This is a genomic window from Streptomyces sp. NPDC000348 (assembly GCF_042898795.1).
Lineage (GTDB): Bacteria > Actinomycetota > Actinomycetes > Streptomycetales > Streptomycetaceae > Streptomyces.
In genome coordinates this window covers 169,363-193,504 of record NZ_JBIAZD010000006.1, presented here as the reverse complement: position 1 = coordinate 193,504, position 24,142 = coordinate 169,363, and the positions used below count along the sequence as shown (strand labels likewise).

Genomic DNA, 24,142 nt, shown 5'->3' with positions numbered 1-24,142 from the left:
GCCGTTCCGAAGCGGACGGTGCCCGGGGCACGGACAACACGAGTGCGACCGCCGTCTCGCGGGAGGCGGCGGTCTCCCGTATCGGGCCTCAGTGGAGGAGGAACGGGCTCGCGGTCCCGCTCCACGACACCGCGAGCGCCTCCCTCGCCCTCGTGCACGCCACGAACAGCAGGCACCGCTCCCGCAGCAGATCCGACTCGTGCTGCAGGGCGTCCACGGAGGCCGGAGTCACCTCCCGGCCGAACGGCAGCGCACCGGCGGTCACACCGAGCACCGCGACGCACCGGAACTCCAGCCCCTTCATGGCGTGCATGGTGGCGAGCCGCACCCCGTCCACATCGGCGCCCGGGTTGTCCCTGACCCGGACCACCGGCACCCCGGCCGCGGCGAGCTTGTCGTACGCCTTGTCGAGCAGGACGTTGAACCGGGCGCACACGCCGATCTCCGCGGGCCGGATGCCCTGCGCGACCCAGTCCCGGACACGCGCGACGAGCGCCGTGACCTCCTCCTGCTCCGACCCGTGCCCCGCCGTGTGCGGTCTGCGTCCGTGCAGCAGCGAGCGGTAGCCGGCCAGTGTGTCGTGGCCGTCGCCGCCCAGGTCCTCCACCGTCACCGGGCTCAGCAGGCCGGTGGACCAGGTCAGGATCTCCTCCGTGCTGCGGTAGTTGAGCCGCAGCCGGTGGGTGCGCCCGGTCACCGCGATGCCCAGTGAACCGAGGGAGACCTTCGAGTCGTAGATGCGCTGGTGCGGGTCGCCCGTGAGGAACAGGTCGTCGCTGCCGGGAGCCACCGCGCCCCGTAGCACCCGCCACTGAGCGGGATGCAGATCCTGCGCCTCGTCCACCACTACATGGTCGTGCGTGGGTGACGACGCCGCCAGCAACTCGGCCGCCCGCGCGCACACCTTCAGGTACGTCGTCCCCTTCCGCTCACGCAGCATCGTCTCGAACAGCTCGACCGCGGGCCACAGTTGCTCCCGCCTGCTCGGGGACAGCGCGCTGCCCCGGCCGCGCCGCGAAGCCGCGAGATAGTCGTCCACCGTGCGCAGATCCTGCGCGAGGACGACGTGCCGGTACTCCTGGGCGAGGAACTGCTCGGTCCACGGCAGCCCGAGCTTCTTGACCACCCGCTGCCACACCTGCCGCTCCTCGCGGTCGCCGACGGGCGCGGGGCCCTGCCGTCGAGACGGGCCACGACGCCGTGCGCGTAGGCGTTGACCGTGGTCACGTCCACCCGCTCCAGCAACTCCCCGTCGCCGTCCAGGAGCAGCGACAGGTTCTCGCGCAGGGCCGCAGCCAGGGCGTTGGTGTACGTCGTGAGCAGGACCCGGGTGCGGTTGCCCTCGCGGGACGCCAGGTCGGCGAGCTCGCGCAGCGGCCCGGCGGTGAGCCGGAACGCCACCTCACGGGTCTCCGGGTCCTCCTGCGGCCGGAACCCCTCGAAGAAGTCCTCGTAGGAGTAGGAGGGGTGGAACTGCACGAGCTTGACCTGTTCGGGGCCGCCGCCCAGGAACTCGGCGAGCTTGAGAGCGAGGTAGGTCTTGCCGGTGCCGGGCGGACCGTAGAACACGAGCTGCCGCTCGTCCCAGAGCAGGTCGCGCACCTCGCGCAGCACGCCACGTCGTGGACGAGCAGTTCTGCCGCCAACGCATGTGGGGGCTCGGGAAGTTCTAGTTCGCGCCGGGCGGCGAGCGCGGGGATCTCCACGCTGGGATCCCGCTCCGTCGCCTGGGCCTCCTCGGCGAGTTCCTGGTCGGTGAGGCCGAGGCCCTCGACGTGCGCCTGCACGGAGGAGAGGTCGACGACGTCGTGCTGGATCGACAGCTTCTGCTGCAGTTCCTCAGGCAGGTCGTCGTACGGGAAACCGGTCGGCTGCCATTCGACGGGACGCCGCAGATTGGAACGGCGGTCTTCGGACTCGGTCTGCTCGGCCTCACCGGTGACCTCGCCGACGTAGAGCCGGCTGCCGGAGATCGTGCACACGGTGTCGCCGGGCTTCATGCGCGACAGGAAGGCGTGGAGGTCCTCCACGAGCTGCTGTCGCTGGCTGTACGTGGCGGTCGACTCGTAGTCCTCCTGGACCAGGGTGCGCAGCTCGTCCTTGCTGACGCCCTGCCGAACGCCCTGCCGCAGACGGGAGGCGGCCAGGGTGACGCGTCCCTCGGGCAGCCACAGGCGCTGGACCAGGTCCAGACCGGTGACGTTGGAGCCGCGTACGAGCCAGGTCCGACGGGGACCCGCCCACACCCCGGACATGAAGTCGGACAGGGGTCTGTCGTCCTCGGTCCGCCACTCCTCCCACCCGTTGCGCGGCGCTCCGACCAGCACGACGGCGGCGAAGGAGGGGGGAGCCGAACACCACGTCCTCGGTCAGCTCCAGCCAGCCGGGCCGGCGCACCGACGGCACCAGCAAGCCCTGTGCCCGGAGCTCCTCACGGCGTTTGGTCGGTGCTCTGAAATGCTTGCCCAGCGAGGGCATCACATGATCCCGCGCCGGAGAACCGGCCCGAACGAGGAACTTCCGGCTGCCGTTGGTGCCCGTTTCGTCCAGGAGCACTCCGCGTGCCCGGTCGATGCCGTCACCACTGGGCAGCCGGAGCCGGAACTCCGGATATTCGTCGGCCAGGAGACCCTCTCGCACCTGCTGGTCGATCCGTCTGCAGCGTACTGGCAGACACGGACGATCCTGCTGCGACGCCGGCATCAGTGGGCCGGTCCCCGATGACGAGAGGGCCGGTCCACAGCTGACTCGCTGAACGCCTCCGGGTGGTCAGCGGTCCGTCACGTCAACGTGTTGGACAGATGGGGCCCGATGTACCCGATGTAGATGCCGTACTCGGCACAGGCCCCGTCGAAGTAGTGCAGCCGCGGGGCGATCGTGTTGCCGCCGCCGACGCGTACGTGCGCGCCCATGAACACCTTCCGTTCCGGATCGACGTGCTCCGGCACGGGGAACGTACGCTGCCGGCGCCAGCTGGAGTTGCCCTTCACCGACTTGGACTCGTCCCGCACGATCTTGCGGGGTGAGATCGTGCGGACCCCGCCCGGGGCGTCGGCACACCACTGCTTGAAGTCCCGGCCGACCTGCCCGGCGGTCGCCGCCCGGGCGAAGTCTCCGAGCGCCAGCAGCGCGTCCCAGGTCATGCGCACCCAGGACGAGCCGTACGCCTGCGCGTCGAGGTCGAGCGTCACCTTCCGGGAGCCGGTGAAATGCAGGCGGGGCAGGGCGTCGAGGCGGTGCAGGAGCTCCTCGAAGGACTCCGGGCCGTCCTCCGGCGCGGTGAGCGGGGTGTACGCGGCCGCGGCGGCGCCCAGCTCCACCATCTGCCTGCGCAGCACCTGCAACTGCGCCCGAACGGAGTGCAGTTCCCGGTACTGCTCGTCGTACTCGGCGATCAGTAGGGTCTCGTTGTCCTCGGCCTTGCGCAGCTCGTACTTGAGGTCGCGGATCTCGTCGGCCCGTACTCGTTGTTCCCGCCCCGCCTCCTCCAGGATCTCGTGGAGGACCTCGTTCTCGACGCGCAGCCGTTCCAGCTCGGGCGCGGCGGAGTCACCCGGTGTGCGGGTCCGCATGACCGGCACGGAGTCGAGCTCGGCGGGCAGGGGAGCACGGGCGGCCAGTCGCTGGGGCAGCTGGGCGATGATCCTGCGGGCCTGCGACGGGCGGTCGGTGATCAGCCGGCGGGACATCACCCGGTGCCGCTGCCCGTCGGCGGGCCAGGCCGGGTCGACTCCCGGGAGGTAAGTGCGCACGCCGCCGCCGTAGACCCGGTGGTACTCCAGCGCGCGGTTGAAGCGGGCCTCCGCCTCGGGGGTGAGCACGTAGAGGATCGCCAGACCGGCCAGGGGCCGGACCAGCGGGTCCACGCTGTTCTCCAGCCAGGTGTCGAAGTCGGCTCCGTACGGCGTGCTGGCCACGACGACCGGCAGGCGCCGTGTCTCGTCGCACAGCTCGTCTATGACGGCGTCGACGTCCTCCGCCTCGACCACCTGGGGTTCGGCCGTGACGTCGGCGCGGCCGTCGCGTGCGTCGAGGACCTCGAGGAGACTGCGCGCGAGCCTGGGCGTCTTGGCCGGTACGGGAACGTCCTCGGGGGCGTCCGGCAGGTGTTCCACGTCCAGCTGGACCCTGGTCGGGCCGTCTCCGGCCTGGCGGATCAGCAGTGTGGTCTGCCAGGTTCCGCCGGGCAGCGTCTCGCGCAGCCGCCAGCGGCCGTACGCCCCCGATGCGCCGGTGGTGGAGTCGTGGTCGAGGGTGACACCGCAGGCTATCTCGTTGCGGCCTTCGGTGAAGGCGTCGACGTCGTAGCTCTTCGGGGGTTCCCTGAGCCATCGGCGCAGCCGGTCGTCGACCTGTGCGCCGGTCATGACGTAGTCCAGTCCGCTGGTGACGACCATGCGGTATCGGCGGGTGTCCAAGGCGGGATCCTCGTGTCCGGAGACGTGCGGGGGTGTACGGGGCGACCGCTCAGTCCTCCGCGGCGCCGAGTGCGGTCAGCAGGTCGGCGACCTCCCGCAGACGGGTGTGGATCTGTGCGGGGGCCGGAGGCAGTTCGCAGGTGCGGTAGTGGCAGGCGGCACTGAGCGCGGACCAGGTGGTGTGGCAGCGGCGGGCCGTCTCGTGGCCCGCGTACCAGCTCAGGCACAGCAGCCGGTGCTTGCCGACCCGGGTCATCGACGGGGTGACCCGCCGCCAGTACGCGTCCAGGGCCTCGTCGAGCGCCATCCGGAGCAGCACGGCGGCGGCGCGGGCGCGCAGACCGGGCGCCAGGGTGTGCACGGTGCCGGGTTCGGGAAGCAGGAGGTTGCGGGCAGCGGTCACGAGGGCCTGCGGGGACGCGTTCACCGGACACCTCCGACGCCCTCGGAGTCGCCGCTGCGCCGGATGGCCACCGCCAGCGCCTCGGTCCGGCGCACCAGTCTCTTGCGGTCCTCCACCGTCGGAAGGGGCGCGTGCGCACCGGAGTTGAAGACTTCGACCAGGGCCCAGCCGCCCGCGCAGATCCGTTCGACGGCCTCACGGGCGTGCTGCCGCTCGTCCCCGAGCAGAGCGAGGGACACGTACGTCTTGGTGCGGTCCAGGGAGGCGACGCGTTCCTCGACGTCCCGCAGGCCGAGCCCTCGCTCGTCCCGCAGTCGGCGCCGCGCGGTCTCCAGACAGGCCGCCTCCACCGCCACCCGGCACATGGCGGGCAGCACGTGATCGGCGACGCCCTGCGGAAGGTTCGGGTCCAGGGAGATGTCCCGCGCCTCCTTGAGCGCCTGCTCCACCGGGTCGGTCACCGTCTCCACGCCCACCACCGAGTCGGGCTGACGGGTGACCCGCAGGACGGTCGCCTCGATGCCGAGGTGGACGACGGCCTGCTGGAGCCGGGTGTCGTGGGTGAAGACGATCACCTGCCGGTCATGGGCACAGGCGTCGAGAACCCGTGCCAGCCCTTCGACCTTCTCCGGGTCCATCGACTGCACGGGATCGTCGATGACGAGGAACCCGAACGGGCTGGCCGCGTGCGTGGCGCGCGGCAGGAACAGGGACAGTGCCAGCGAGTGCAGCTCGCCCTGGCTCATCACGCTGTAGGCGGGGGCGTCCATGTCGTCCACGGAGACGCCGAGTTCGACCTTGCCGCGGCCGGGGGTGCCGGCGAGGGTGACGGAGCCGAGCGTGACGCTGCTGTGCTCGCACAGCTTCTGCCACACCTCCTGCGACCGTTGCGCGAAGGGACGCAGCCGCTCGTCGCGCAGTTCGTCGATGATCGGGCGCAGCCAGCCGCGGGCCTTCCGCGTGTGCTTGCGCCGCTCCCGTGCCACCTCCGCGGCCTCCGCCGCGACCAGCCACTCGGCGAGCCGCGCGGCCGCCGGCTGCCAGGCGCCGTCGTGCTCGGCGAGGCGCAGGGAGGCATCCTCCCGTACTTGCCGGCAGGCGTCGTCCAGGGTGGCCGCGGCACGCTCGACGCGGTCCGCCAGCTCGCGGGGATGCGTGACGTCCCGGCACTGCGCCCACTCCTGCCACACCGCTGCGAGCGGGGACGTCTCGCCGCGCAGCCACACCGGGACCGGCTGTACGAGGTCGTGGACGGCCCGTACCGCCACCGCCACGTCCTGCCGGGCGGCCTGCGCGTCGGCGGCCTCGGCCTGGAGCCGCTCCGCTTCGGCCCGCGCCTGCTCAGCCCATGCCCGGTCGAGCCGGTTCTCCGTGCCGCAGACGGGGCAGTCCGTGCTTCCGGAGCGCCGCTGGTGCTCGATGGCCGTCTCCAGCAGCCGGGCCAGGCGTCGGGCCTCCTCGGCACTGCCGTACCGGGCCTCTTCGGCCCCCGCGGCGGCCTTCCGCAGCCGGGCCACGGCTCCGCCGACCTCCGCGAGATCCGGCCCGGCCAGGCTCGCCCGCTGCCGCAGCCGGGCCAGTTCGGCCTCGGCGGCCGGGGCACGGCCGCCCAGCAGCGTCCGCACCCGGTCGAGGTCGGGCCGGACGCCCGACAGGGCTTGCGCGGCTTCGCGGGCCCTGGGGTCGTCGAGTGCGGCCAGCGTTTCACGGAGCTGGACGGTGAGCGCGTCAGCCCGTTTGATCGTCTGCTCGCACTCGCCCACCGCGTCCTTGACCCGGCCGTCGAACTCGGCGAGCAGCTCGAGCCCGAGGAGCTTGAAGAAGGCGTCGTGCAGCCCGCCGAGTGTGCCGTTGATCATCGAGCCGAGTTCGCTGTACGGCAGGAAGGGCCGGGCGAGCTCCAACGCCTCGGAATCGACGACCTCGTCCAGGCTCCGCTCCGAGCCGTCCGCCCCCTCGACCCCGGTCCGGGCCTCGCCGACCTTGGTCCCGAACCAGCTCCGCCGTACGGTGACGGCCTCGCCGTGCTCGCCGACGGTCAGTTCGACTCCGACCTCGGGCGTGACGTCGGGGCTGTGCAGGTTGCGCCAGCCCTTCTGCCAGTCGCCGGCCCGCCGTCCCTCCCAGCGGGAATTGAGTCCGGTGATCGCGGTCTCGGCGGCCTCGGCGAAGCTCGACTTGCCCGAGCCGTTGGGCCCCGCGACGACGACCAGGCCGGGGCCGGGCGGCAGTTCGAGGGTGGTCCGCGGACCGATGCCTCGCCAGCCGGCCGCGGTGATGGACCGCAACTGCACCGGCCCCGCTCGCCCTTCGCGGCTCCTGACCCGCTCGTCCGGCAGCAGATCGCGCAGCAGGGACCGCGCCTCGGCAGTGAGGTCCGAACCGTCGAGTCGGTCGAGGAGGAGCTCCCGTACGGAGGTCGGCGAGTCGGCGGAGGTCTGCAGTTGGTCAGTCACGACTGTCCCTTTCGTGGGAGCGCGAGATGAGGTGCGCCTGAGAACGATGGACATCTTGTTTGCCTCAAGAGGATGGCGCTTGCTTGTGAGCATCGTCAACGAGTTAAGTGAAATAGGTTAATTCGAAAATGTGTACACATGAAGGAGTGTTCGATACGGCAATCGGTTACGCGTGTTGAACAAGGGGGTGGTGGAGAACCGCCAGGATGCGCCTGCTGGTGGCGGTCGGCTCAGAAGAGCGCGTCCCCGATCCACGTGACCGCCTGCTCGGGGTGCGCGTCGGTGCCGATGCCGATGACGTGGAGCATGCCCCGAGGGCTGTTGGCTTCCAGCAGGCGATGGGCGCGGCCACCGGGTCGCGGATGCGCGATGACGGCGCTCGCCGGGTGCGGGAGCTGTAGCCGGCGCCGTAGGTGAGCAGTTGGATGGACGTCCGCGGCGCTGACGCCGTGGCGGTCACACAGTACGTCGGGCCGGAAGGCGGAGGGTTTGCCCAGGTCCCCGCGAACGGTGTTCCGGCACCGCCTCTTCCGGGGAGGACCCGACCGCCGTGCCGGGCGGCGGCCTCGACCATGAGGCGCCGGACGACGGCCTCCCGGAGAGCGGGCATGCGCAGGAGCAGTCCGTCGGCCGCGATGCCGCGGTCGGTGAGGAGATCGCTCACACCACCGCCGCGCAGGATGAGGCGGGCCCGGGTGCGGGCCGCGCGATAGCGCGCGTTGAGCCTCGTGCAGCGGATGCGGTCCAGGGCGTGGAGCACAGCGGCGGGGGAAGCGGCCGTGGGAAAGGCCTCGGCGGCACCGTGCAGGTCGCGGGCGAGCCCGGGATGGGTCGTCAGGACGTGGAACAGGCCGTCCTTGAGGGCGAGGGAGAGCCCGGGGCCTCGGTAAGGTGATCGGCATGTCGTCCTCGCACCTGCTGATCATCGGAGACCGGGCCGCCCTGAGCTGGGTGGTGACCGAGCAGCGGATGGCGTTCCCGGCCGGGCGGACCAAGGTGGCGCGGACGCTGGAAGAGGGTGACGAGATCTTCCTTTACACGACGCGAGGCTGTTTCCGGAACCCGACCCGTGACCTGGGCCGTGTGATCGCCCGGGCCTCGGTCGCCACTCCCGTACGGGCGCTGGACGAGCCGGTCGTCTTCGGCGACCGCTCCTTCACGGAGGGCTGCCGCATCGAGGTGTCCGGCCTGGCCCCGTTCCGCGACGGTCTCGTCCTGCGCGACCTGGTGCCCCGGCTGTCGGTCTTCCCGGACCCGGCGACGTGGAGCGTGCGCATGCGGCGCGCATCGCTGACGCTGCCGCAGGGGGACGCGGACCTGATCCGCGGGGAGTTGGAGCCGCTGCTGCGGCCGTACGGCGGGGCCGCCGGCGCCTACCGCTGGGAACCGGCGTCAGCCTGAGCCGGCGTCCGGTTCCCAGCAACCGGTAGTCCTCTACTGCACCGGCCCTCGCAGCCTGATCGGTGTCCGGTCGCGCGCTCTGTCCAGGACCGTGCGGTCGACGGCGGGCCGGGCCCGGGGCGTGGCCGCGGTGAGCTTGATGACGCCGCGGTCGCCCAACACGGTCCGCCACTCGCCCAACACGGTCCGCCACTCGCCCAACACGGTCCGCCACTCGCCCGGCCGGGGCCGGCTGCCGCGCTCGCCGGCGGCCTGTGCGAAGAGCCTGCGCACTCCGTCGCTCTGCCGGTCGTCGAGGCAGCCGGGGACGAGTTCCAGGTCCTGGCCCGGTCTGACGTACGGCTGCCGGGCGACGATGCGTCTCGCCACCGGAGCCGTCTTGTAGGCGTCCGTGTCCACCGTCGCGTCGGTGGAGGACGCGAGCGGGTCGTTCCAGTCCGGAGTGGCGGCCTGGGCCTGGACCGCCGCGCGTCCCACCCGGCGGAAGCCGTCGCAGTCCAGGGAGTGGACGGCGGGCTCGGGGGAGAGCACCACGGGCCGGTACACGTCGTGGCTCTCCGCCTTCAGCGCGGCGAGATCCATCTCGATGGTGTCCTTCAGTAGCCGGAAGGCGGCGCCGAAGGAGGTCACGCCACCCGCGGGGGGCGGCAAGCCGGCGCCGATACCGAGCTCGACGATCCACTCCGGCTGTGGACGTGCGAGTTGGCTCGGTACGGTGGGGCGTCCGGCTGATGAGCCGATTGCGGAGGGTTGTGACCTGTGAACGCGCAAGACGTACGGCGGACGGTGGACGGCTGGCGGTGGCTGACCGAGTGGCTGCGGGTGCACGCCCCGACCTCGTACGCCTCCCTGCTGCCGCCTGCCGCGGCGGACGAGATCGCGGAGGCGCAGGGCCGCCTGGGGGAGCGCTGCGACTTCCGCTTCCCGCCCGACCTCCTGGCCCTGTGGGCGGAGGCCGGCGGGGTACGGCAGCTCGATCTCGACGAGCTGGACGAGGAGGGCGAGGTGGCGACCGGACGGTTCCTGCCCCACGGGCTGTTGCTCACGCCCGCTCAGTCGATCAGGCCGCGCCTCGCCGGGTTCGATCCCCAGGGCAAGGACTACTGGGAGGGCGTGGAGTGGGTGGCGCCCTTCGGCAACTACGCCGAGGCGACCGATGCCGGTCTGTACCTGTCGGCGGCCGGTCTGGGTGAATGGACCAGCTATGAGGGCGTGTACATGAACGAGCCCTCGTATCCGACGCTCGCCGTCTATCTCGAAACCGTCCGTCAGACGCTCATCGAGGGCCCGGCCGGCCGGATGGGATCCCAGGTGCCCGGCATCGTCCACAGCTGTCTCATCTGGCAGGACCCGGAGCTGCCGAGGCTGGACGAGACGCACGCCGACTGGCAACCGCTGCACTGAGCGGGACGGGGCCCGCCCCGAGGGATCGGGACGGGCCCCGCCGGCTTCACAGCGGAGTGACTACGGCTTCGCCATGGTGCAGACCAGGACGGCCTTCGAGGTGTCGCACCCCTTGAACCAGGCGTTGCCCGGGTCGAGGAAGTAGTCCTGCGTGTCGAGCAGCCGCATCGCCTTGGCGAACTCGCCGAAGGGCCGCATCGAACCCTGATTGACATCACCGGACATCGAGGAGCGGCCGCAGTTCTCGGTGAACGACGGCGCGTCGTACCGGGTGTCGTCCAGGAAGTGCGTCTTCCCGTCGTCGGCGACGGCGGACACCGTCTGGATGCAGTCGGCGCCCCCGTTCGGGGCCTCGTTCAGGCCGCCGTTGACCGCCTTCATGCCGGCGGACTGGTACGTCGAGGCGAACGGGAACTCGTCGCAGTTCACCTCGTCCAGATGCGGCCCGACGTGGTGCAGGGCCGTCTTCGGATGCGGCAGGAACGTCTTGCGAGGAACCCACCCGGTGCTCGCCGACTTCGCCCCCTGGTACCGGGTGCACATCGCGTCCCGGCTCCGCTGCGGTTCGTAGGCCTCCTTGTTGCGGGCCTGCGGCGCCAGGTACTTCAGCGGCGCGTCCCAGCTCTGCCCGACGCCCGCGATCTTGGACTTGTTCTGGATCACCCAGGCGTGCGCGGCCGCCTCGGGGTAGGCGGCGGTGTTGAACCGGTAGGTGGGGGCGTACTGGGGCAGCACGCATCCCGGGGTGCCGTTGAAGGCGACCTTATCGCAGGCCACGATCAGGCTCGGGGACTGCCAGCCCGTGTAGTCGTCCTTCCACTCGCGCTTCCTGCCGTCGATGCCGGGCGGCGGGTCCACGTACGTCACCGGCCGTGCGTTGAAGGACACCGCCATGATCGCCGACAGGTCGCCGTCGGTGGTGCCGGAAGCGTTCTGCACGCTGCCGTTCCACTTGTGGTCGGCCGTGCCGGTGGCCATGTGGGTGTCGACCGGGGTGTTGCCGCTGATGCCTCCCTTCCAGGTCAGATCACCGTAGAAGTCGATGTTCTGCCGGTTGCTGTCGCCGCCGGCGTTGCAGGCAGCGCTCACGCACATCGAGTCGAACCAGGCGTTCGGATCACCGGCGCCCATCACGACCGCGTTCTCGTCGCCGGGGAAGTTGTTGTAGACCGGGTTGATCTGCACCCACGTCTTGATGGAGTCGCCGTGGGCGTCGGTCTTGACCTGGAAGTGCACCTCGTAGCGCGCCTCGTACTTCACCGGGACCACACCGTCCTGGGCCTTGGTCTCCGCCACGAACGATATGTCGTAGAAGAGGCAGGCCTCGGTGCGAGTCATCAGCGACTTCTGGGCTTCGCCGTAGAGGCTGGGCTGGCACCAGGTGTCCGTGACGACCGGGTCCGGACGGGAGGGGGCGCGCAGGGCGAGCTGTCGCGCCGCCTTGCGGGTGAACTCCTCGGTCGCGCCTACGGATTCGGCTTCGACTGGGTGCCGGGCACCAAGCCGTCCCTGTAGGCGGGCGCCGTCGGGAGCGGGCTCGCGGCCTCGCCGTGCCGCCCGTCAGGAGTAGGACCAGCGCCATGCGTTCGAGCTGTACCTGCACGTGATCCGGGTGCCGCCCGCGGTCGTCGTCGTGGCCCCGTGGTCGCTGTTCCGGCAGTACTGCCCAGCCTGGTAGCAGTTGCCCGAGTTGGAGGTGATGGAGCAGGTCCCGTTGTCGCTGCCGGTGCTGCTGCTGGTGCCGGATCCGGCGGCGGCCCGGGCGGTCTTGGTGACGGTGACGGTCGGGCCGGGTGTGGTGACCTTCTTGGTCTTGGTGACCGTGGGGGCGGGTTCCGGCTCGGCGGTGACGGTCGCCGTCGCCGTCGCCGTGGTGGTGGTCGTGACGGTCGGCACGGGCTTGGCGGCCAGGGCCTGGGCGGCGTCCACCTCGTCCTGCGCGGTCTGGGTGCCGCCGATCGCTCCCAGGGCGAACAGGGCGGCCCCGACGGCCCACAGTCTCTTGCGCTTGCGCAACGGCCGTATGTCGGACGGACCTTGCGGGTGGTTCTGCGGATTCACGGTCTCTCCCGGGGACGGTGAGCGGAGGTGGGCGCACGGCAGCTGAGGCACGTGGGTGCGGCTGGGCTGGTCATGCCGTTGCGAACTGGAGCATGAGGCATGTGCGTTGATTATGTCAACAAGTTATTTTTTGCAGGGTGTGTACTATCGCCGATGTGGACCGTCAAGAGTGGACAGTGGTCACGGGGAGCAGGAGACCGGGGGAGCACATGACTCATCAGCACGGTTTGCGTGAAAGGACGTTGTCCGCCGGACGGCCGTTCGCGGCGTCAGTCAGGAGGTGCACTGTGCCGATGACCCCGTTCACCGGGCCGCGGCGACGGGCGTCATCACCTCGTGACGGTGTTCCGGCGCGCCTTCGGCGTTGTACGGCGGCCTCTGCGTCTGAGCCGCGGTGTCCTTCCCCCGACCGAGCCGACTTCGGAACCGCACTCCGGTTCGCGGCGGGAGCGCCGGACGGCGACTCCGTCGCCTGTGCGACGGGCGCGGTGCTCGGCGCCGTATACGGGATCGAGGCACGGCCCGTGGACCTAGTGAGCCGTCACGAACTGTCATGGGTGCTCGACACCTTGGCGCGTGACCCGCTGCTCCAGATCCTCGACTCGCCCAGCGGCAGCGAGTACGTCGAGGGCTGGGGTTCGTGCTGGTGGAGCCGTTGTCCCGGTTGGTGACTTCTGCTGGTCGTGGCCGGCGCCGCCTGTCGGATCGAGGACGAGGAGAGGCCCGCTGAGTCGGCCCGTGCCCTGTCCGCCGCTTCCGCCCCCGAGGCGGGTGGGGCAGCGGACAGGCAGGTCACAGGCCCATGACGACCACACGGTCCCCGCACAGCTTGCGCAGGTCGTCCTCGTCGGAGGTGAAGACCGTGACCGGCCCCGGCTGTCGCAGGGCGACGGCGGCCAGGGCCGCGTCGATAGCGTACTTGTGGCCGTGGAGGCCGGCTTCCTTGAGCAGCTCGACGGCGTCCTTGGCGATGTCCTCGGTCACCGGCTCGACGTGGATCCGGGAGAGGGCCCGGTGCCAGGCCGGGAGGTAGGTCCGTACGTCGTACGCCTCGATCAAGGTCATGGACGTGGTCATCACGCGGATGCCGGAGAGGTGGGCCGCTTTGAGGCGCCCCTTCATCGCGGTGACCCCCCGCACGGTCTGGGACAGGCCCTCGGAGTCGAGCAGATAGACGATGCTGTTCTTCACGCGACGTGCCGCTCCTGTCCGGCCTTCTGCTGCTCGGTGACACGCTCCGCACGGACCCTCTCCGCATGGGCGTGCTCGATCTTCTTGCGCTCGGCCTCGGCCGCGGCCAGTTCCTCCTCGGTGACAGGGCCGTATTCCGTCTCCAGCCAGTCGACGAGTTCGCCGAGCCGGTCCTGCTCCCGCCGACGCTCTATGGCCTGCGTGACATAGCGGCTGAACCCTCCGGGGCCCACCTCCGCCCGGATGGCCTCGGCGAGTTCCTCGGGAAGCGTGACGGTGTACTTCTTGGTTGCCATACCGTCGACCATACCGTTCTCATCGCTGATGGGAGACCTGAGCGACGGCGGCCTCACCCCATCGAGCGGGTCGGCGGACATGACGGCGTTCAGCACGCGCACTCGGCCCAGACGGTCTTGCCGCCCGGCGGACACGGCTCGCTGCCCCAGCGGTCGGTCAGGGCGGTGACGATGAGCAGGCCCCGGCCCGACTCGTCGTCCAATGGCGTGACGAAGTCCGTGACGGGGGAGGGGAACCGGTCCCCGCGGGCGTCGGTGACCGCGATGCGCAGGACGCCGGCGGCCGGGTCGTGGGTGAGGGCGAGGCGGAAGTCGCGGCCCTGAACGTGGCCGTGCAGCTCCGCGTTGGCGGCCGGCTCCGCGACGATCCGCTCCGCGCGGTCGGTGACGCCGGGTGACACCTGCCAGGTCCGCAGCTGCTCGTAGGCGAGCAGGCGGGCGAGGCGGGCACCGCGCCGGGTGGACGAGAACTGCTGCGTGAACGTCCGCGCGGCGGCGGGGAGCTGTGGGGTGGTTGTGCTCATGGGGCCACCGTGGCGGGCGCGCGGGGGCGCGTTCCAGAGGAGAGCCCCGTACGTCGAGTCATCGTACGGACACATGCTGTGCGGGGTGCGAGTGTCGGGCACCCGCTCCGATGCCTGTCGGCTCGGGAAGTCCGGGCTCCCCTGACCAGGTCCGACGGTGTGTCGAGACCTCCGGAGCGGCTTCGGTTTCGTCCAGCTCCGCGCGCCGTGCGGTGATCCGGTCCAGCGGCTCGGGATCCAGCGTGCACCGGATCCTGGAAGGTCGCCCGGTCAAGGCGAGCGCGAACCGGCAAGCCGGCCCCGGAGCGGGAGAGGGCGCAACCGTCTTCGGCGTGACCGGCTGCCAGGCTGTTCACCGGCCTGGGCGTGGAGGGGGATCCGGGTGCTGTCAGGGCGTGACGGGGAGGCTAGCGAGGTGCTGCGAGTACGTCCCTGAGTACGGTCTCGAGCGTGACGCGGGCCAGTTCGTGTCTCAGGGTCTCCTCGATGCCCTCGTAGATGCCCTGCATCACCGGCTGGATGCCGTGACCCACCACGCATCCCTGGTTCGGGGTGGTGCGGTGCATGGCGAACAGTGGGCCGGGTTCCACCGCCTCGTACACGTCGAGCAGGGTCATCGACTCCAGCTCGCGTGCCAGCGACCAGCCCGCGCCAGCACCCCGCCGGGACTCCACGAGCCCGGCCCTGCGCAGTTCGCCGAGCAGTCGTCTGATCACCACGGGGTTGGTGTTCGCGCTGGTCGCGATCTGCTCGGAGGTGGCGACCTCATGGCCCTGGCGCTGGTAGAGGCCGATCCAGGCCAGCGCGTGGGCGGCGATGGTCAGCCTGCTGTTGGCACTCATGAACCCCTCCTCTCGGCCGCAACGGTTCATGTTACGACGGCGCAGTCGTAACAGAGAAGGTTGCAACAAGTTGTCGTAACAATTAGTGTTGCGACTGCCGGGAAGGGTCAATCAACGAGGTGAGAAGAATGAGCAAGCCACTCATGGGCAAGGTCGCCCTGGTCACCGGAGGGTCGCGCGGACTGGGAGCCGCGACCGTACGGCTGCTGGCCGAGCAGGGCGCCGACGTCGCCTTCACCTACGTCAGCTCCGAGAAGCAGGCGCGGGCCGTCGTCGACGAGGTGCACGGCAAGGGAGCCAAGGCCGTCGCCTTCCAGTCCGACCAGGCGGACACGAGCCGGGCGCCGGCGCTGATCGACGACGTGGTCGCGCACTTCGGCGGCCTGGACATCCTGGTCAACAACGCGGCGATCTCCGTGGCCGGCACGGTGGACGACCCGGACGCCGACACCGCCGCACTGGACCGGATGCACGCCACCAACTACCTCGGCGTGATCGCCGTCATCCGGGCCGCCTCCCGAGTGCTGCGCACGGGCGGCCGCATCATCACGGTGAGTTCAGGACTGGGCTCCCGGGTCGGCGCTCCCGGCATCGCCGACTACGCGGCGACCAAGTCCGGGATCGAGAGGTACACCATGGGCGTCGCACGCGACCTCGGACCCCGGAACATCACGGCCAACGTCGTGGAGGCCGGACTGATGGAGGGCGGCATGGAGCCGCCGGACCCCGAGACGCTCAAGGTCCTGGTCGGCTCGCTGTCCTTGCAGCGCATGGGACACCCCGACGAGATCGCCGCGGCGATCGCCTTCCTCGCGAGTCCCGCCGCGTCGTACGTCACGGGTGCGGTGCTGGACGCCCACGGCGGCTACAACGCCTGAACCCGAACCCCTGCCACGCGCCCCGAAGGACATCGCGCCTTCGGGGCGTACGCACCGCCGACGACCCGCGCGTGCGTGGACGGCTCCCCCCACGCGCGGCATTTTTTGCCATAGCGGCAAGGCGCCTTCGCGAACTGGCACGGCGGCGCGGACGCTGGTTCTCGAGCGCCCCTGACCGCATGGGGGTAGGTGCGAGAGGGCAACCGATGACCAGCAGTGACACAGCCGCAGCCACAGCCGCTGCGGGCCGGCCCGACGAGCAGGACTCCGAGCCGTCCGCCTGCTTGGCCGCTGTGCGCCAAGTCGCCAGCCGGTTCGCAGGAACATACGGCCTGACGCAGGTCGACCCCGAGTTCGATCTGCTCTTCGCCGAGACCGTGGAGGTCTGGCACAGCTTCGATCACGAGACCGTGTCACTTCCCGGCAAGGAGTTCGCGGGTGCGATGCTGCGGATGCTCCGTGCGACCGCCGACCTCGTGAGAAACCATGCCGACCGCATCTGGTCCCTCCATGTCGACCACCACGGCTTCGCTCTGGCCGCCACCGCTTCGGGCGAATTGGAGAACGGCACCCCGGTGCGCATTTCACGTTGCCTCCAGGTGACGGTCCACGAGGGGCGCATCACTCGCATCTGCGAGTTCGGCGACCGACAGCAGCGCCTGCCGCTGGATGAAGCCCTGCGTGCCGCAGGCCGCTTCCGCAGCTGACACCCCCGCCACCCCGACATCGCCAGGAGTCATCATGGACGTCTTTCTCACAGGTGCCGGCGGCTACATCGGCGGAGCCGTAGCCCGCCGTCTGATCCGCGAGGGGCATACGGTGCGCGGCTTGACCCGCACGCCCGGCGTGGTCGACGCCCTCGCCGCCGCCGGCATCGAACCGGTCGTCGGGGACCTCGACGACGCGGCGCTGCTCAAGCGAGAGGCCGACCGCGCCGACGCGGTCGTCAACGCCGCTCACAGCGACCACCGCGGCGCTGTGGCCGCCTTCGTCGACGCCCTGCGGGGTTCGGGCAAGGTGTTGATCCACACCAGCGGGACCAGCGTCATCGGTGACGACGCCCAGGGCCAGTACGCATCCGAGGTGGTCTTCGACGACGCGAAGCCTTTCAGTCCGGGGGACCACGAGATCCGGCGGGCCCGGTACGCCATCGACCGCTCCGTCGTCGATGCCGGTGCGGCGGGAGTGCGTTCGGTGGTGCTGTGCAATTCACTGATCTACGGCAACGGCACGGGACCGCGCCCGCAGACCGTGCTGATCCCGCCACTGGTCACACAGGCCCAGGCCGGCAAGACCGTCCGCGTCGTCGGACGCGGCCTGAACCGCTGGTCGACGGTGCACCTCGATGACATGGCCGACCTGTATCACCTGGCGCTCACCGACCCCGCGGCCACGGGCTTCTACTTCGTGGAGGGCGGCGAGGACGCCTCGTTCGCCGATATCGGTGAGGCGATCGCCCGTCGGCTGGGTCTGGGGCCGGTGGAGCCGTGGGATCTGGGTTCCGCTGCGGCCGCGTGGGGGGAGGGTTTCTCCCGGTACGCCCTCGGCGCCAACAGCCGCGTACGTGCCACCCGGGCTCACGACCTCGGCTGGCACCCCTCGCGCCCGTCGATCACGAAGTGGATCGAGCAGGAGATGCCCTTGCCGTGAGGCGGTCGGCGCGTCGGTGGTGTGGTGGCGGGGTCAAGGGTGGGGGCGGGGGCTCGCCTCCACGGCGAAAGGTCCCTTCCGGTTGCGGACACGCAGCTCTCGCGTGAGCGTCTATGCGGGATGCCATCCCCGTACGGTGCGTCACCGTACGGGGATGATGGGTGGGTTGTACGAGTGTCCTCTTGGCTGCTCCCGGCGTTTTTCATCAGAGGGAGCCGGTGTGCGCGAACCTGGAGGTGGGCCTCGGATGACGACCGACCATGTGGAGCCGGCGGTGCCGGGCGGGGAGTGCGAGCGGGAGCCGGATCCGTCGGACAGCCTGCGGACGTTCGGGGCGGTCGTGCAGGCGCTGCGGGAGCACGCGGGGCTGAGCAGGGTGCAGTTCGGGGAGCTGGTCCGGTACTCCAAGCACACGGTGGAGTCGGTGGAGTTGGGGCGGCGGATGCCGGACGCGTCCTTCGTGGAGCGGGCGGAGGAGGCGCTGGGGAACACGGGGGCGCTGCGGCACTCGGCGCGGTTCCTGACTCGGGGGGACGCGGGGTTGGCGGCCTGGTTCCGGCAGTGGGCCAGGCTGGAGCGTACGGCGGTGAGTCTGTGCACGTATGAGTGTCGGCTGGTCCCTGGGCTGTTGCAGTCGGAGGGGTACGTACGGACTCTCTGCGAGAACGAGATTCCACCCTTGTCGGATGATGCTCTGGAGACCACCGTCCAGGTGCGCATGGAGCGTCAGCAACTGCTCCGCGAACATCCCAACACGACGTTCGACTTCGTCATCGAAGAGGCCGTTCTCATGCGCCGCTTGGGAGGGACGCAAGTCACGGCGGAGCAGCTCGATCTCATCCTTGAGCTCGGCCTTCTGCGCAACGTCACCGTTCAGGTCATGCCTGCGGACAGCGAGCAACATGCATGCCTTTCGGGGCCTGTACGACTGCTGGAGATGCCGGACGGCCGCTGGCGGGCGTACTCCGAGGGCCAGGAGAACGGCCGCTTGATCGCTGGCCCGAAAGAGGTGAGCCGCATCCATATGCGCTATGCAAGACTGCGTTCGCAGGCACTTTCCCCGAAGGACTCCGTGGGCCTGCTGATGCGGATCAGAGGAGCGCTATGAACACGTCCGAACTCGGTTGGTTCAAGTCCAGCTACAGCAGCGCACAGGGCGACGACTGCGTGGAGGTAGCTGTCACGGAGCGGGTCGTCCACGTACGGGACTCCAAGGATGTGGCCCGACGGCCGTTTGCCGTAGAACGTGAGGGCTGGGTGCGCTTCGTGGGCTTCGCGGTGGCGCGGGACTGACGGAGGTCGGCTGTGGGGTGGGCGGTTGATGGCTCGCCCCACGATGTGGGCGGTCGACGCTCACTCAGTCTTCCTCGTCGCGTTCTTTTTCGTTCCCGCGTAGGCGGCGTGCTCGCTCGGCGATCTCGCTGGAGAGCCTGCCCTTGACCGAGCCGGCCCGGTTGAGGGTCTCGTTGCCGAGGCTTCTGGCGACATCGACGCCCTTCGCCCCTGTCTCAAGCGCCTTGTCCTTCACCTCCGCCGCCGCTTCCACCCATCGTCTCGCCTCCGACGACTGGCGACCGGACTCGATCCCGAGCCGCGCATGGAAGTCATGGACGCCGGTCACCACATGGTTGCTCGACTGGACCACAGCCGGGGACTTGGTCGGGTACAGCAACACCCTCGCGTTGGCAGTGTCGGCAGCCGAGTTCATCCGGGCCACCAGGCGTTCGGTGCTCCGTGAGATGAGATCCAGCCGGTTCTGTCGGGCAGCCCGAAGCCCGAGGCGGTGCTGGTCCAGCTGATCCGGATTCGCGTCCAGAACTCGGTCGAGTTCAAGCACGGCGATCGAGTCCTGCAGTTGGAAGCAGCGAGCCAGAACAGCGAGCCACTCCCGAACCTTGGGCTCGACTTCCTTGACCGTCGTGGCGAGATCGCCGATCTTGGGCTTGTTCTCCAGCTTCTCCGCCAGGGCGTCGAGTTGACGCAGTGCGTACGCCTGGGTTTCCGCGATCGTCGTCGGCGCGGTCTGTACCTTCGACCACGTGACCTCGGAGACTAGGCCCACCTGCTCTCGGATGGTCATGGTCTCCTCGATCACGAGGTCCATTCCGATCATGCGGGACAGCACAGCGTCCTTCTGGGCGCGGAGCACGTCGTCGACCTTCTCGTCGATCGTGGCGAGATAGTCGGTGATCTCGTCCATGGTCTGCTGCATCGAGAGCTGCGCCATGACCCCCGCGACACCAGCCAGACGTGCAGGGCTGGTCAGGAACGAGCCGGCCCCCTTCTCGACCTGGAGCCAATTCTTGATCGAGCCGGGTTTTCCCACCATCGCATGGCTGACACCTGGCGTCTTGCTTTGCATCAGCCCGAACTTCTTGACACGCTCCGCGGACTCTTTGGTCAGCTTCACCCAGCGACCCGAGTCGGCGACAATGTCCGAACCCGCCTGCGCGACCGCAGCCCCGGTACCGAAGACGGACTTGAGCCGTTGCACCCCGAGGTCCTTCGACGGCAATACCTCCGAGGCGAGGAACCGTTCGACATCCGTCGCATTCCCCATGACTGCGAGTCCGTCACCGTCACTGATCAGCTGAATCTCGTTGCTCATCGCCTGCTCCTGAAGAGGCTTGTCGCAGTGGGAAGTGGTCGGGATGCACGCGGCGATCGCCGTGCAGGGACCGGGGTAAACCTCACTCGCTGCTTCCCCCTTGTACGCGTCCCGCCCTGCCCCTGACGGACAGGACCCCCTCGCGTGTCGCTGCGCCCACCCATCGTGACAGAGGGGAAGCGGTGGCAGGCGAAACCGTACACGAAGGGCGATCAAATCGATAGGTGACAGTGCGTTGACATCATCAACGCGCAGGGCCTAGCGTGGGTGGTTGAGGGAAGTTTAGGGGTGAACTAATGGCGCGGTGGTCTGCGGTCGACGCCGGATCGTCCGGTCTGCGTGCGGCGCTCGGTGAGGTGCTGGCGCGGCTGCGGCGCGCGGCCGTGGACGGCGTCGTCCCGGAGCACGTCTTCGCCGAGAGCGTGCGGGCGCTCGCCCTGGGGGACGCCGAGCGGGAACGGCTGCGTCAGGAACTGGCCCGGCTTGGGCTGCCCGTGAGGGAATTGCAGATGCACGCAGGGGGCGACCAGCGCGGTGGTGAAAAGGTTGCACGGGATCGCGCGGAAAACGTGTTCCCCCGCCTGTCGCTCGTACAGAACCTGCTGGCCCGCTACGCGGACGCCGACGGGTATGTGACTCCGAGGGTCGTGGACGGAGTGATCCGGCTCGCCGGGCTCGGCGCGCACGAGGCCGCTCAGCTCCGTGCGAGGGCTCTGGTGCGGGACCCGGAGGGGGAGCCGGGCGCCGGGAATGGCGAGGAGACCGAGGAGCCGGACGCGTCCGACGGCGCGGAGGACGTCGAAGCCGAGGCGCCCGACCTGGGGGAGGACGCGTCCGCGGGGGACGTGTCACGAGGGGACCTCGCGGAGTCGGTGGCCGCGGCGCACGCCGTCCTGGACACCGACCGACGGGTGCGGCGCCCCGGCAGCCGGTTGCTGAGCGCGCAGGCGGAGGTCGGCCTGGCCGTGCTGCTGCGGGGCGGACCGGACCGTATCGCGCGGGAACCGGACGAGGGCGAACTGAAGGCCCTCCCTGCCGAAGACCTCAGAGTCCGTGCCCGGGACTGCCTCGTAGTGCACAACCAGCGGCTCGTGCACTCCCTGGTGCGGCCCTATCTGGACCAGGGGCTCGACTACGAGGACCTCCTCCAGCACGGTTTCCTCGGTCTGCTCAGGGCGGCGCGGAAGTTCGACCCGACCATGGGCAACAAGTTCTCCACCTACGCCACCTGGTGGATCCGGCAGTCCGTCACCCGGGCCATCGCCGACGAGGGCGCGCTGATCCGCGTCCCGGTGCACATGCACGAACAGATGCGGAAGGTGGCCAGGGCCGAACGCGCCCTCGCGGCCGAGGGGCGGCGCGCGGACGACGCCGATGTCGCGGTGCGGTGCGACATGACCCTGCAGAAGGTGCAGGAGATCCGAAAGCTCACCCGGCGCACCGACTCCCTGGACCGGGTCATCGGCGACGGCGCGACCCTGGCGGACTTCGTGGCGGAGACCCATGTCCTGCCGTCGGTGGAGCGGCAGGTGGTGGGAGCCCTGTTCGCGGAGGGCGTCCTGGCCGTGGTGGACACGTTCACCGAACGGGAGGCGCGGATCCTGGTGCGGCGGCTCGGGCTCGACGGGGACGAGCCCTCGACCCTGGACGACCTCGGCCGTGAGTTCGGTGTCACCCGGGAACGCATCCGGCAGATCGAGGGCAAGGTCCGGCCCGTGCTGCGGGAGCGGGTGCGCGAGGCGGGACTCGTCGGTCTGGACGCCGCGTGCGAGAAGGCCGAGCTGGCGGCGGAACGCGCCGCCGAGGCCAAGAGGGCCGCACGGCTCGCCCGCGCCACGCACGCGGCCCGCACCGCCCGGGCCCGGATCGCCCTGCGCAAGGCCAGGGCGGCGCGTCTTGCCCGGGCCGCCGGGGAGCGGGCAGCGGTGGCTGCGACTGCGGCTTCGGCGGCCACCCCGGTGGTGGGGGAGACGGAGCCGAACGGTGACACGCCGATCGTCGAGGCGGAGATCGCGGTGCCCGTGATCCCCCGGGAGAACACCCGTGCAGGGGCGCTCACGGACACCGATGAGGCCGTGGACACCACGGCTCCGGACGCCGTCGCCGCCGACTGGGAGCACGCCTGCCGGATGTCGGAGGAGCCCGTCGACCACCTCTGGTGGCTCGCCGACTACGCACGTGCGGCGCTGGGGGACGACGGTCTGGCGGCGGTGCTGGGGCAGCCGGCTGCCGACGCGGTGGTGCGGGACGCCCGTAGCGGCGGACGCCTCTCGCGTCCGGTGCTGACCGCGCTGGAAGTGCTGCGCCGGGTCTTCGACGCCCTGGTGGCCGCCGGGCGGCGGCCGGAGGACTTCTTCGACCGCCCCGCCGAAGCGCTCGTCGGGGCGACGCCCCGCGCCTATCTCGTACGCAGCCCCCTGGTGGACCGCGAGTCGCGGCTGGCCGTACGGGACGCCCTGCGGGAGTTCCTCGCCGTGGCGGCGAAACCGGCGGAGCCCGAGAGCGAGCAGGTACCGGAACCCGAGGTCCCGCAGGTACCGGAACCCGAGGTCCCGCAAGTACCGGAACCCGAGGTCCCGCAGGTGTCCGGCTCCGAACCGGCATCGGTACCGGAGACGGGACGACCGGCGGAGACCGCCGGCCCGGCCGGTACGCCGCAGACCACCGCCGACTGGGGCAAGGCCCTGACGCTGACCCGCCCACCGCTGGGCGGAGGAGTGACCTGGCTCGCCGAGTACGCTCTGCTCGCCCTGGGACATCTGCAACTGTCCGCACTGTTCGGCTCCTCCGTCACGGACGCGGTGGTGCGCGCCGCGCGGCAGCGGGGGACGCTCGACCGGCCCGTGGTCGAAGCCCTGGAAGTCCTGCAGAAGGTTCTCGACTCCGTCAAGGACGCGGGACTGCGGCCCGAGCACTTCTTCGAGCGGCCCGCCGGAGCGCTGGCCGGGGCCACTCCCCGGGCGTACCTGGCCACAAGACCACTGGTGGGCGCCGAGTCACGCCTCGCCGTCGGTGCCGCCCTCGCGGAGTTCGTCGCGGCGCGCCCGCTACGGACGGTTCCCGCCTCCGGGAACGGCGGTGCCGGTGAGAGCACGGTCGCGGAGCAGGTGGCCGACACGACAAGCGGACGTCCGGCAACCCCTCCCGCTCCTTCCACACCGGTCGAGTCGCGGCCGGCCGACACCGAGCCGTCGCTCGCCGAGGTCCGCGCCCGGCACGAAGCCCGGATCGCCCTGCTGACGCAGGAGAACGAGCTACGGCTGGACCAGGAACGGCGCCGTGCCGACGAGCGTGTCGCGGCCGTACGGGCCGAGGCCGAGCGACAGCTCGACGCGTGGGAAGAGGTGCTGCTGCACCGTGCGGACCGGTCCCGGGACCGGCGCGAAAAGCAGGTGCGGCGCCAGGCCGAGGAGCACCTCGCGCGTCTGAAGGAGCAGTACCGCGAGGCCTACGAGGCAGTGCTGCGCCGTGCCGAGCGTGCGGAAGAGGCCGCCCGGCAGACGGCCGGCACCGGGCAGCGGGCGGACGAACTGGAGCAGAGGCTGCGCGACTACCGCGAAGGTGCCGAGGCGCGCATCGGGGACCTCGAGGCACGGCTGAGCGAGGCCCAGTCGGTGGCCGTCGAGCGTGAACGCGCCGCCGCGTCGGCACGGGAGGAGTACCGCCAGGGTGCCCGACTGCGCGTCGCCGAGGTGGAGGCACGCCTGCGGGAGGCCGAAGCGGCCGTCGCCCAGCGGGACCTGTTCGTCGAGGCCGCCCGGCGGCGCGCCGAGGAGGCCGAGCAGGAGGCGGCCCGGCGCATCGCACAGAGCGAGCACGACGCCTGGCTCCGCGTCACCGACCTGCAGACGCAACTCGGCGAGACGCAGACGCGGCTCAGCGAGGTACAGGCACAACTGGCCGCGGCCCAGGAGGCGGCGGACCGCGGTCGCGGCTCCCTCCGGGACCGCTGGCGCCGCTCCTGAGCCCGCCGGCCGCCCCCCCCGTCCCCCTCCCCACTCATCGACACC

The 24,142-nt window shown here is 70.6% G+C and carries 21 protein-coding genes and 1 pseudogene; 10 read left to right on the top strand and 12 right to left on the bottom strand.

What is annotated here, in order from left to right:
• Positions 1-88: 88 nt before the first annotated feature.
• The 4 genes and pseudogenes from ACFY3N_RS14650 to ACFY3N_RS14635 form a co-directional block, all read right to left on the bottom strand.
• Positions 89-2,625: pseudogene (locus ACFY3N_RS14650) on the bottom strand (DUF4357 domain-containing protein).
• A gap of 155 nt (positions 2,626-2,780) precedes the next feature.
• The gene (locus ACFY3N_RS14645; RefSeq protein ID WP_390817025.1) at positions 2,781-4,418 is read right to left on the bottom strand and encodes a hypothetical protein; all 1,638 of its coding nucleotides are present in this window, start codon (positions 4,416-4,418) and stop codon (positions 2,781-2,783) included.
• A 49-nt stretch (positions 4,419-4,467) separates the two neighbouring features.
• Positions 4,468-4,845 carry a hypothetical protein gene (locus tag ACFY3N_RS14640; RefSeq protein WP_390817024.1) on the bottom strand — a complete coding sequence of 126 codons (378 nt, stop codon included), beginning with the start codon at positions 4,843-4,845 and terminating at the stop codon, positions 4,468-4,470.
• Positions 4,842-7,277 carry an AAA family ATPase gene (locus tag ACFY3N_RS14635; RefSeq protein ID WP_390817023.1) on the bottom strand — a complete coding sequence of 812 codons (2,436 nt, stop codon included), beginning with the start codon at positions 7,275-7,277 and terminating at the stop codon, positions 4,842-4,844. The genes ACFY3N_RS14640 and ACFY3N_RS14635 overlap by 4 nt, the downstream gene beginning before the upstream one ends.
• 206 nt (positions 7,278-7,483) lie before the next feature.
• Here ACFY3N_RS14635 and ACFY3N_RS14630 point away from each other — a divergent pair, with 206 nt between their 5' ends.
• Both ACFY3N_RS14630 and ACFY3N_RS14625 read left to right on the top strand, forming a co-directional pair.
• A complete protein-coding gene (locus tag ACFY3N_RS14630) occupies positions 7,484-7,678 on the top strand; it encodes a hypothetical protein (protein ID WP_390817022.1) in 195 nt (64 codons plus the stop codon).
• Between the two features lie 499 nt (positions 7,679-8,177).
• Positions 8,178-8,678 carry a hypothetical protein gene (locus ACFY3N_RS14625; RefSeq protein WP_390817021.1) on the top strand — a complete coding sequence of 167 codons (501 nt, stop codon included), beginning with the start codon at positions 8,178-8,180 and terminating at the stop codon, positions 8,676-8,678.
• A 33-nt stretch (positions 8,679-8,711) separates the two neighbouring features.
• Here ACFY3N_RS14625 and ACFY3N_RS14620 read toward each other — a convergent pair whose 3' ends face one another.
• Positions 8,712-9,308, bottom strand: a complete 597-nt coding sequence (locus ACFY3N_RS14620; RefSeq protein ID WP_390817020.1) for a hypothetical protein — start codon at positions 9,306-9,308, stop codon at positions 8,712-8,714.
• A gap of 129 nt (positions 9,309-9,437) precedes the next feature.
• Here ACFY3N_RS14620 and ACFY3N_RS14615 point away from each other — a divergent pair, with 129 nt between their 5' ends.
• On the top strand, positions 9,438-10,082 hold the full coding sequence (locus tag ACFY3N_RS14615; RefSeq protein ID WP_390817019.1) for a hypothetical protein: 645 nt from the start codon (positions 9,438-9,440) through the stop codon (positions 10,080-10,082).
• A 60-nt stretch (positions 10,083-10,142) separates the two neighbouring features.
• Here ACFY3N_RS14615 and ACFY3N_RS14610 read toward each other — a convergent pair whose 3' ends face one another.
• Both ACFY3N_RS14610 and ACFY3N_RS14605 read right to left on the bottom strand, forming a co-directional pair.
• Positions 10,143-11,420, bottom strand: a complete 1,278-nt coding sequence (locus ACFY3N_RS14610) for a hypothetical protein (protein ID WP_390817018.1) — start codon at positions 11,418-11,420, stop codon at positions 10,143-10,145.
• Between the two features lie 222 nt (positions 11,421-11,642).
• Complete coding sequence (locus tag ACFY3N_RS14605) at positions 11,643-12,143, bottom strand: hypothetical protein (protein ID WP_390817017.1); 501 nt, start codon at positions 12,141-12,143, stop codon at positions 11,643-11,645.
• A gap of 488 nt (positions 12,144-12,631) precedes the next feature.
• Here ACFY3N_RS14605 and ACFY3N_RS14600 point away from each other — a divergent pair, with 488 nt between their 5' ends.
• Positions 12,632-12,814 (top strand): hypothetical protein, encoded by a 183-nt coding sequence (locus ACFY3N_RS14600; RefSeq protein ID WP_390817016.1) that lies wholly within the window; start codon positions 12,632-12,634, stop codon positions 12,812-12,814.
• Between the two features lie 121 nt (positions 12,815-12,935).
• Here ACFY3N_RS14600 and ACFY3N_RS14595 read toward each other — a convergent pair whose 3' ends face one another.
• The 4 genes from ACFY3N_RS14595 to ACFY3N_RS14580 form a co-directional block, all read right to left on the bottom strand.
• On the bottom strand, positions 12,936-13,334 hold the full coding sequence (locus ACFY3N_RS14595; RefSeq protein ID WP_390817015.1) for a PIN domain-containing protein: 399 nt from the start codon (positions 13,332-13,334) through the stop codon (positions 12,936-12,938).
• The gene (locus ACFY3N_RS14590) at positions 13,331-13,630 is read right to left on the bottom strand and encodes a hypothetical protein (RefSeq protein ID WP_390817014.1); all 300 of its coding nucleotides are present in this window, start codon (positions 13,628-13,630) and stop codon (positions 13,331-13,333) included. The genes ACFY3N_RS14595 and ACFY3N_RS14590 overlap by 4 nt, the downstream gene beginning before the upstream one ends.
• 89 nt (positions 13,631-13,719) lie before the next feature.
• Complete coding sequence (locus ACFY3N_RS14585; protein WP_390817013.1) at positions 13,720-14,154, bottom strand: ATP-binding protein; 435 nt, start codon at positions 14,152-14,154, stop codon at positions 13,720-13,722.
• Positions 14,155-14,561: 407 nt separating this feature from the next.
• Positions 14,562-14,996, bottom strand: coding sequence for an Rrf2 family transcriptional regulator (locus tag ACFY3N_RS14580; protein WP_390817012.1), 435 nt, complete (start codon positions 14,994-14,996; stop codon positions 14,562-14,564).
• 128 nt (positions 14,997-15,124) lie between these two features.
• Here ACFY3N_RS14580 and ACFY3N_RS14575 point away from each other — a divergent pair, with 128 nt between their 5' ends.
• The 5 genes from ACFY3N_RS14575 (at position 15,125) to ACFY3N_RS14555 (ending at position 18,817) form a co-directional block, all read left to right on the top strand.
• On the top strand, positions 15,125-15,874 hold the full coding sequence (locus ACFY3N_RS14575; RefSeq protein WP_390817011.1) for an SDR family NAD(P)-dependent oxidoreductase: 750 nt from the start codon (positions 15,125-15,127) through the stop codon (positions 15,872-15,874).
• Between the two features lie 206 nt (positions 15,875-16,080).
• Positions 16,081-16,581 (top strand): hypothetical protein, encoded by a 501-nt coding sequence (locus ACFY3N_RS14570; RefSeq protein ID WP_390817010.1) that lies wholly within the window; start codon positions 16,081-16,083, stop codon positions 16,579-16,581.
• On the top strand, positions 16,556-17,524 hold the full coding sequence (locus tag ACFY3N_RS14565) for an NAD-dependent epimerase/dehydratase family protein (RefSeq protein WP_390817009.1): 969 nt from the start codon (positions 16,556-16,558) through the stop codon (positions 17,522-17,524). Before ACFY3N_RS14570 ends, ACFY3N_RS14565 begins: the two co-directional genes overlap by 26 nt.
• A 247-nt stretch (positions 17,525-17,771) precedes the next feature.
• Positions 17,772-18,632, top strand: a complete 861-nt coding sequence (locus ACFY3N_RS14560) for a helix-turn-helix domain-containing protein (protein ID WP_390817008.1) — start codon at positions 17,772-17,774, stop codon at positions 18,630-18,632.
• The gene (locus ACFY3N_RS14555; protein WP_390817007.1) at positions 18,629-18,817 is read left to right on the top strand and encodes a DUF397 domain-containing protein; all 189 of its coding nucleotides are present in this window, start codon (positions 18,629-18,631) and stop codon (positions 18,815-18,817) included. The genes ACFY3N_RS14560 and ACFY3N_RS14555 overlap by 4 nt, the downstream gene beginning before the upstream one ends.
• Before the next feature lie 64 nt (positions 18,818-18,881).
• Here ACFY3N_RS14555 and ACFY3N_RS14550 read toward each other — a convergent pair whose 3' ends face one another.
• Positions 18,882-20,132 (bottom strand): hypothetical protein, encoded by a 1,251-nt coding sequence (locus ACFY3N_RS14550; protein ID WP_390817006.1) that lies wholly within the window; start codon positions 20,130-20,132, stop codon positions 18,882-18,884.
• A 296-nt stretch (positions 20,133-20,428) separates the two neighbouring features.
• On the opposite strand from ACFY3N_RS14550, the gene ACFY3N_RS14545 reads away from it, so the two are divergent.
• Entirely contained in the window at positions 20,429-24,097 is a 3,669-nt protein-coding gene (locus tag ACFY3N_RS14545; protein WP_390817005.1) for a sigma-70 family RNA polymerase sigma factor, read from the top strand.
• Positions 24,098-24,142 lie beyond the last annotated feature (45 nt).

What these genes read in the sequence shown, in the direction of transcription:
- ACFY3N_RS14555 (WP_390817007.1), top strand. Translation starts at nt 18,629, where the DNA reads ATGAACACGTCCGAACTCGGTTGGTTCAAGTCCAGCTACAGCAGCGCA.
- ACFY3N_RS14560 (WP_390817008.1), top strand. Translation starts at nt 17,772, where the DNA reads ATGACGACCGACCATGTGGAGCCGGCGGTGCCGGGCGGGGAGTGCGAG.
- ACFY3N_RS14590 (WP_390817014.1), bottom strand. Translation starts at nt 13,630, where the DNA reads ATGGCAACCAAGAAGTACACCGTCACGCTTCCCGAGGAACTCGCCGAG.
- ACFY3N_RS14585 (WP_390817013.1), bottom strand. Translation starts at nt 14,154, where the DNA reads ATGAGCACAACCACCCCACAGCTCCCCGCCGCCGCGCGGACGTTCACG.
- ACFY3N_RS14610 (WP_390817018.1), bottom strand. Translation starts at nt 11,420, where the DNA reads ATGACTCGCACCGAGGCCTGCCTCTTCTACGACATATCGTTCGTGGCG.
- ACFY3N_RS14570 (WP_390817010.1), top strand. Translation starts at nt 16,081, where the DNA reads ATGACCAGCAGTGACACAGCCGCAGCCACAGCCGCTGCGGGCCGGCCC.
- ACFY3N_RS14550 (WP_390817006.1), bottom strand. Translation starts at nt 20,132, where the DNA reads ATGAGCAACGAGATTCAGCTGATCAGTGACGGTGACGGACTCGCAGTC.
- ACFY3N_RS14575 (WP_390817011.1), top strand. Translation starts at nt 15,125, where the DNA reads ATGAGCAAGCCACTCATGGGCAAGGTCGCCCTGGTCACCGGAGGGTCG.
- ACFY3N_RS14580 (WP_390817012.1), bottom strand. Translation starts at nt 14,996, where the DNA reads ATGAGTGCCAACAGCAGGCTGACCATCGCCGCCCACGCGCTGGCCTGG.
- ACFY3N_RS14545 (WP_390817005.1), top strand. Translation starts at nt 20,429, where the DNA reads ATGGCGCGGTGGTCTGCGGTCGACGCCGGATCGTCCGGTCTGCGTGCG.
- ACFY3N_RS14630 (WP_390817022.1), top strand. Translation starts at nt 7,484, where the DNA reads ATGCGCCTGCTGGTGGCGGTCGGCTCAGAAGAGCGCGTCCCCGATCCA.
- ACFY3N_RS14625 (WP_390817021.1), top strand. Translation starts at nt 8,178, where the DNA reads ATGTCGTCCTCGCACCTGCTGATCATCGGAGACCGGGCCGCCCTGAGC.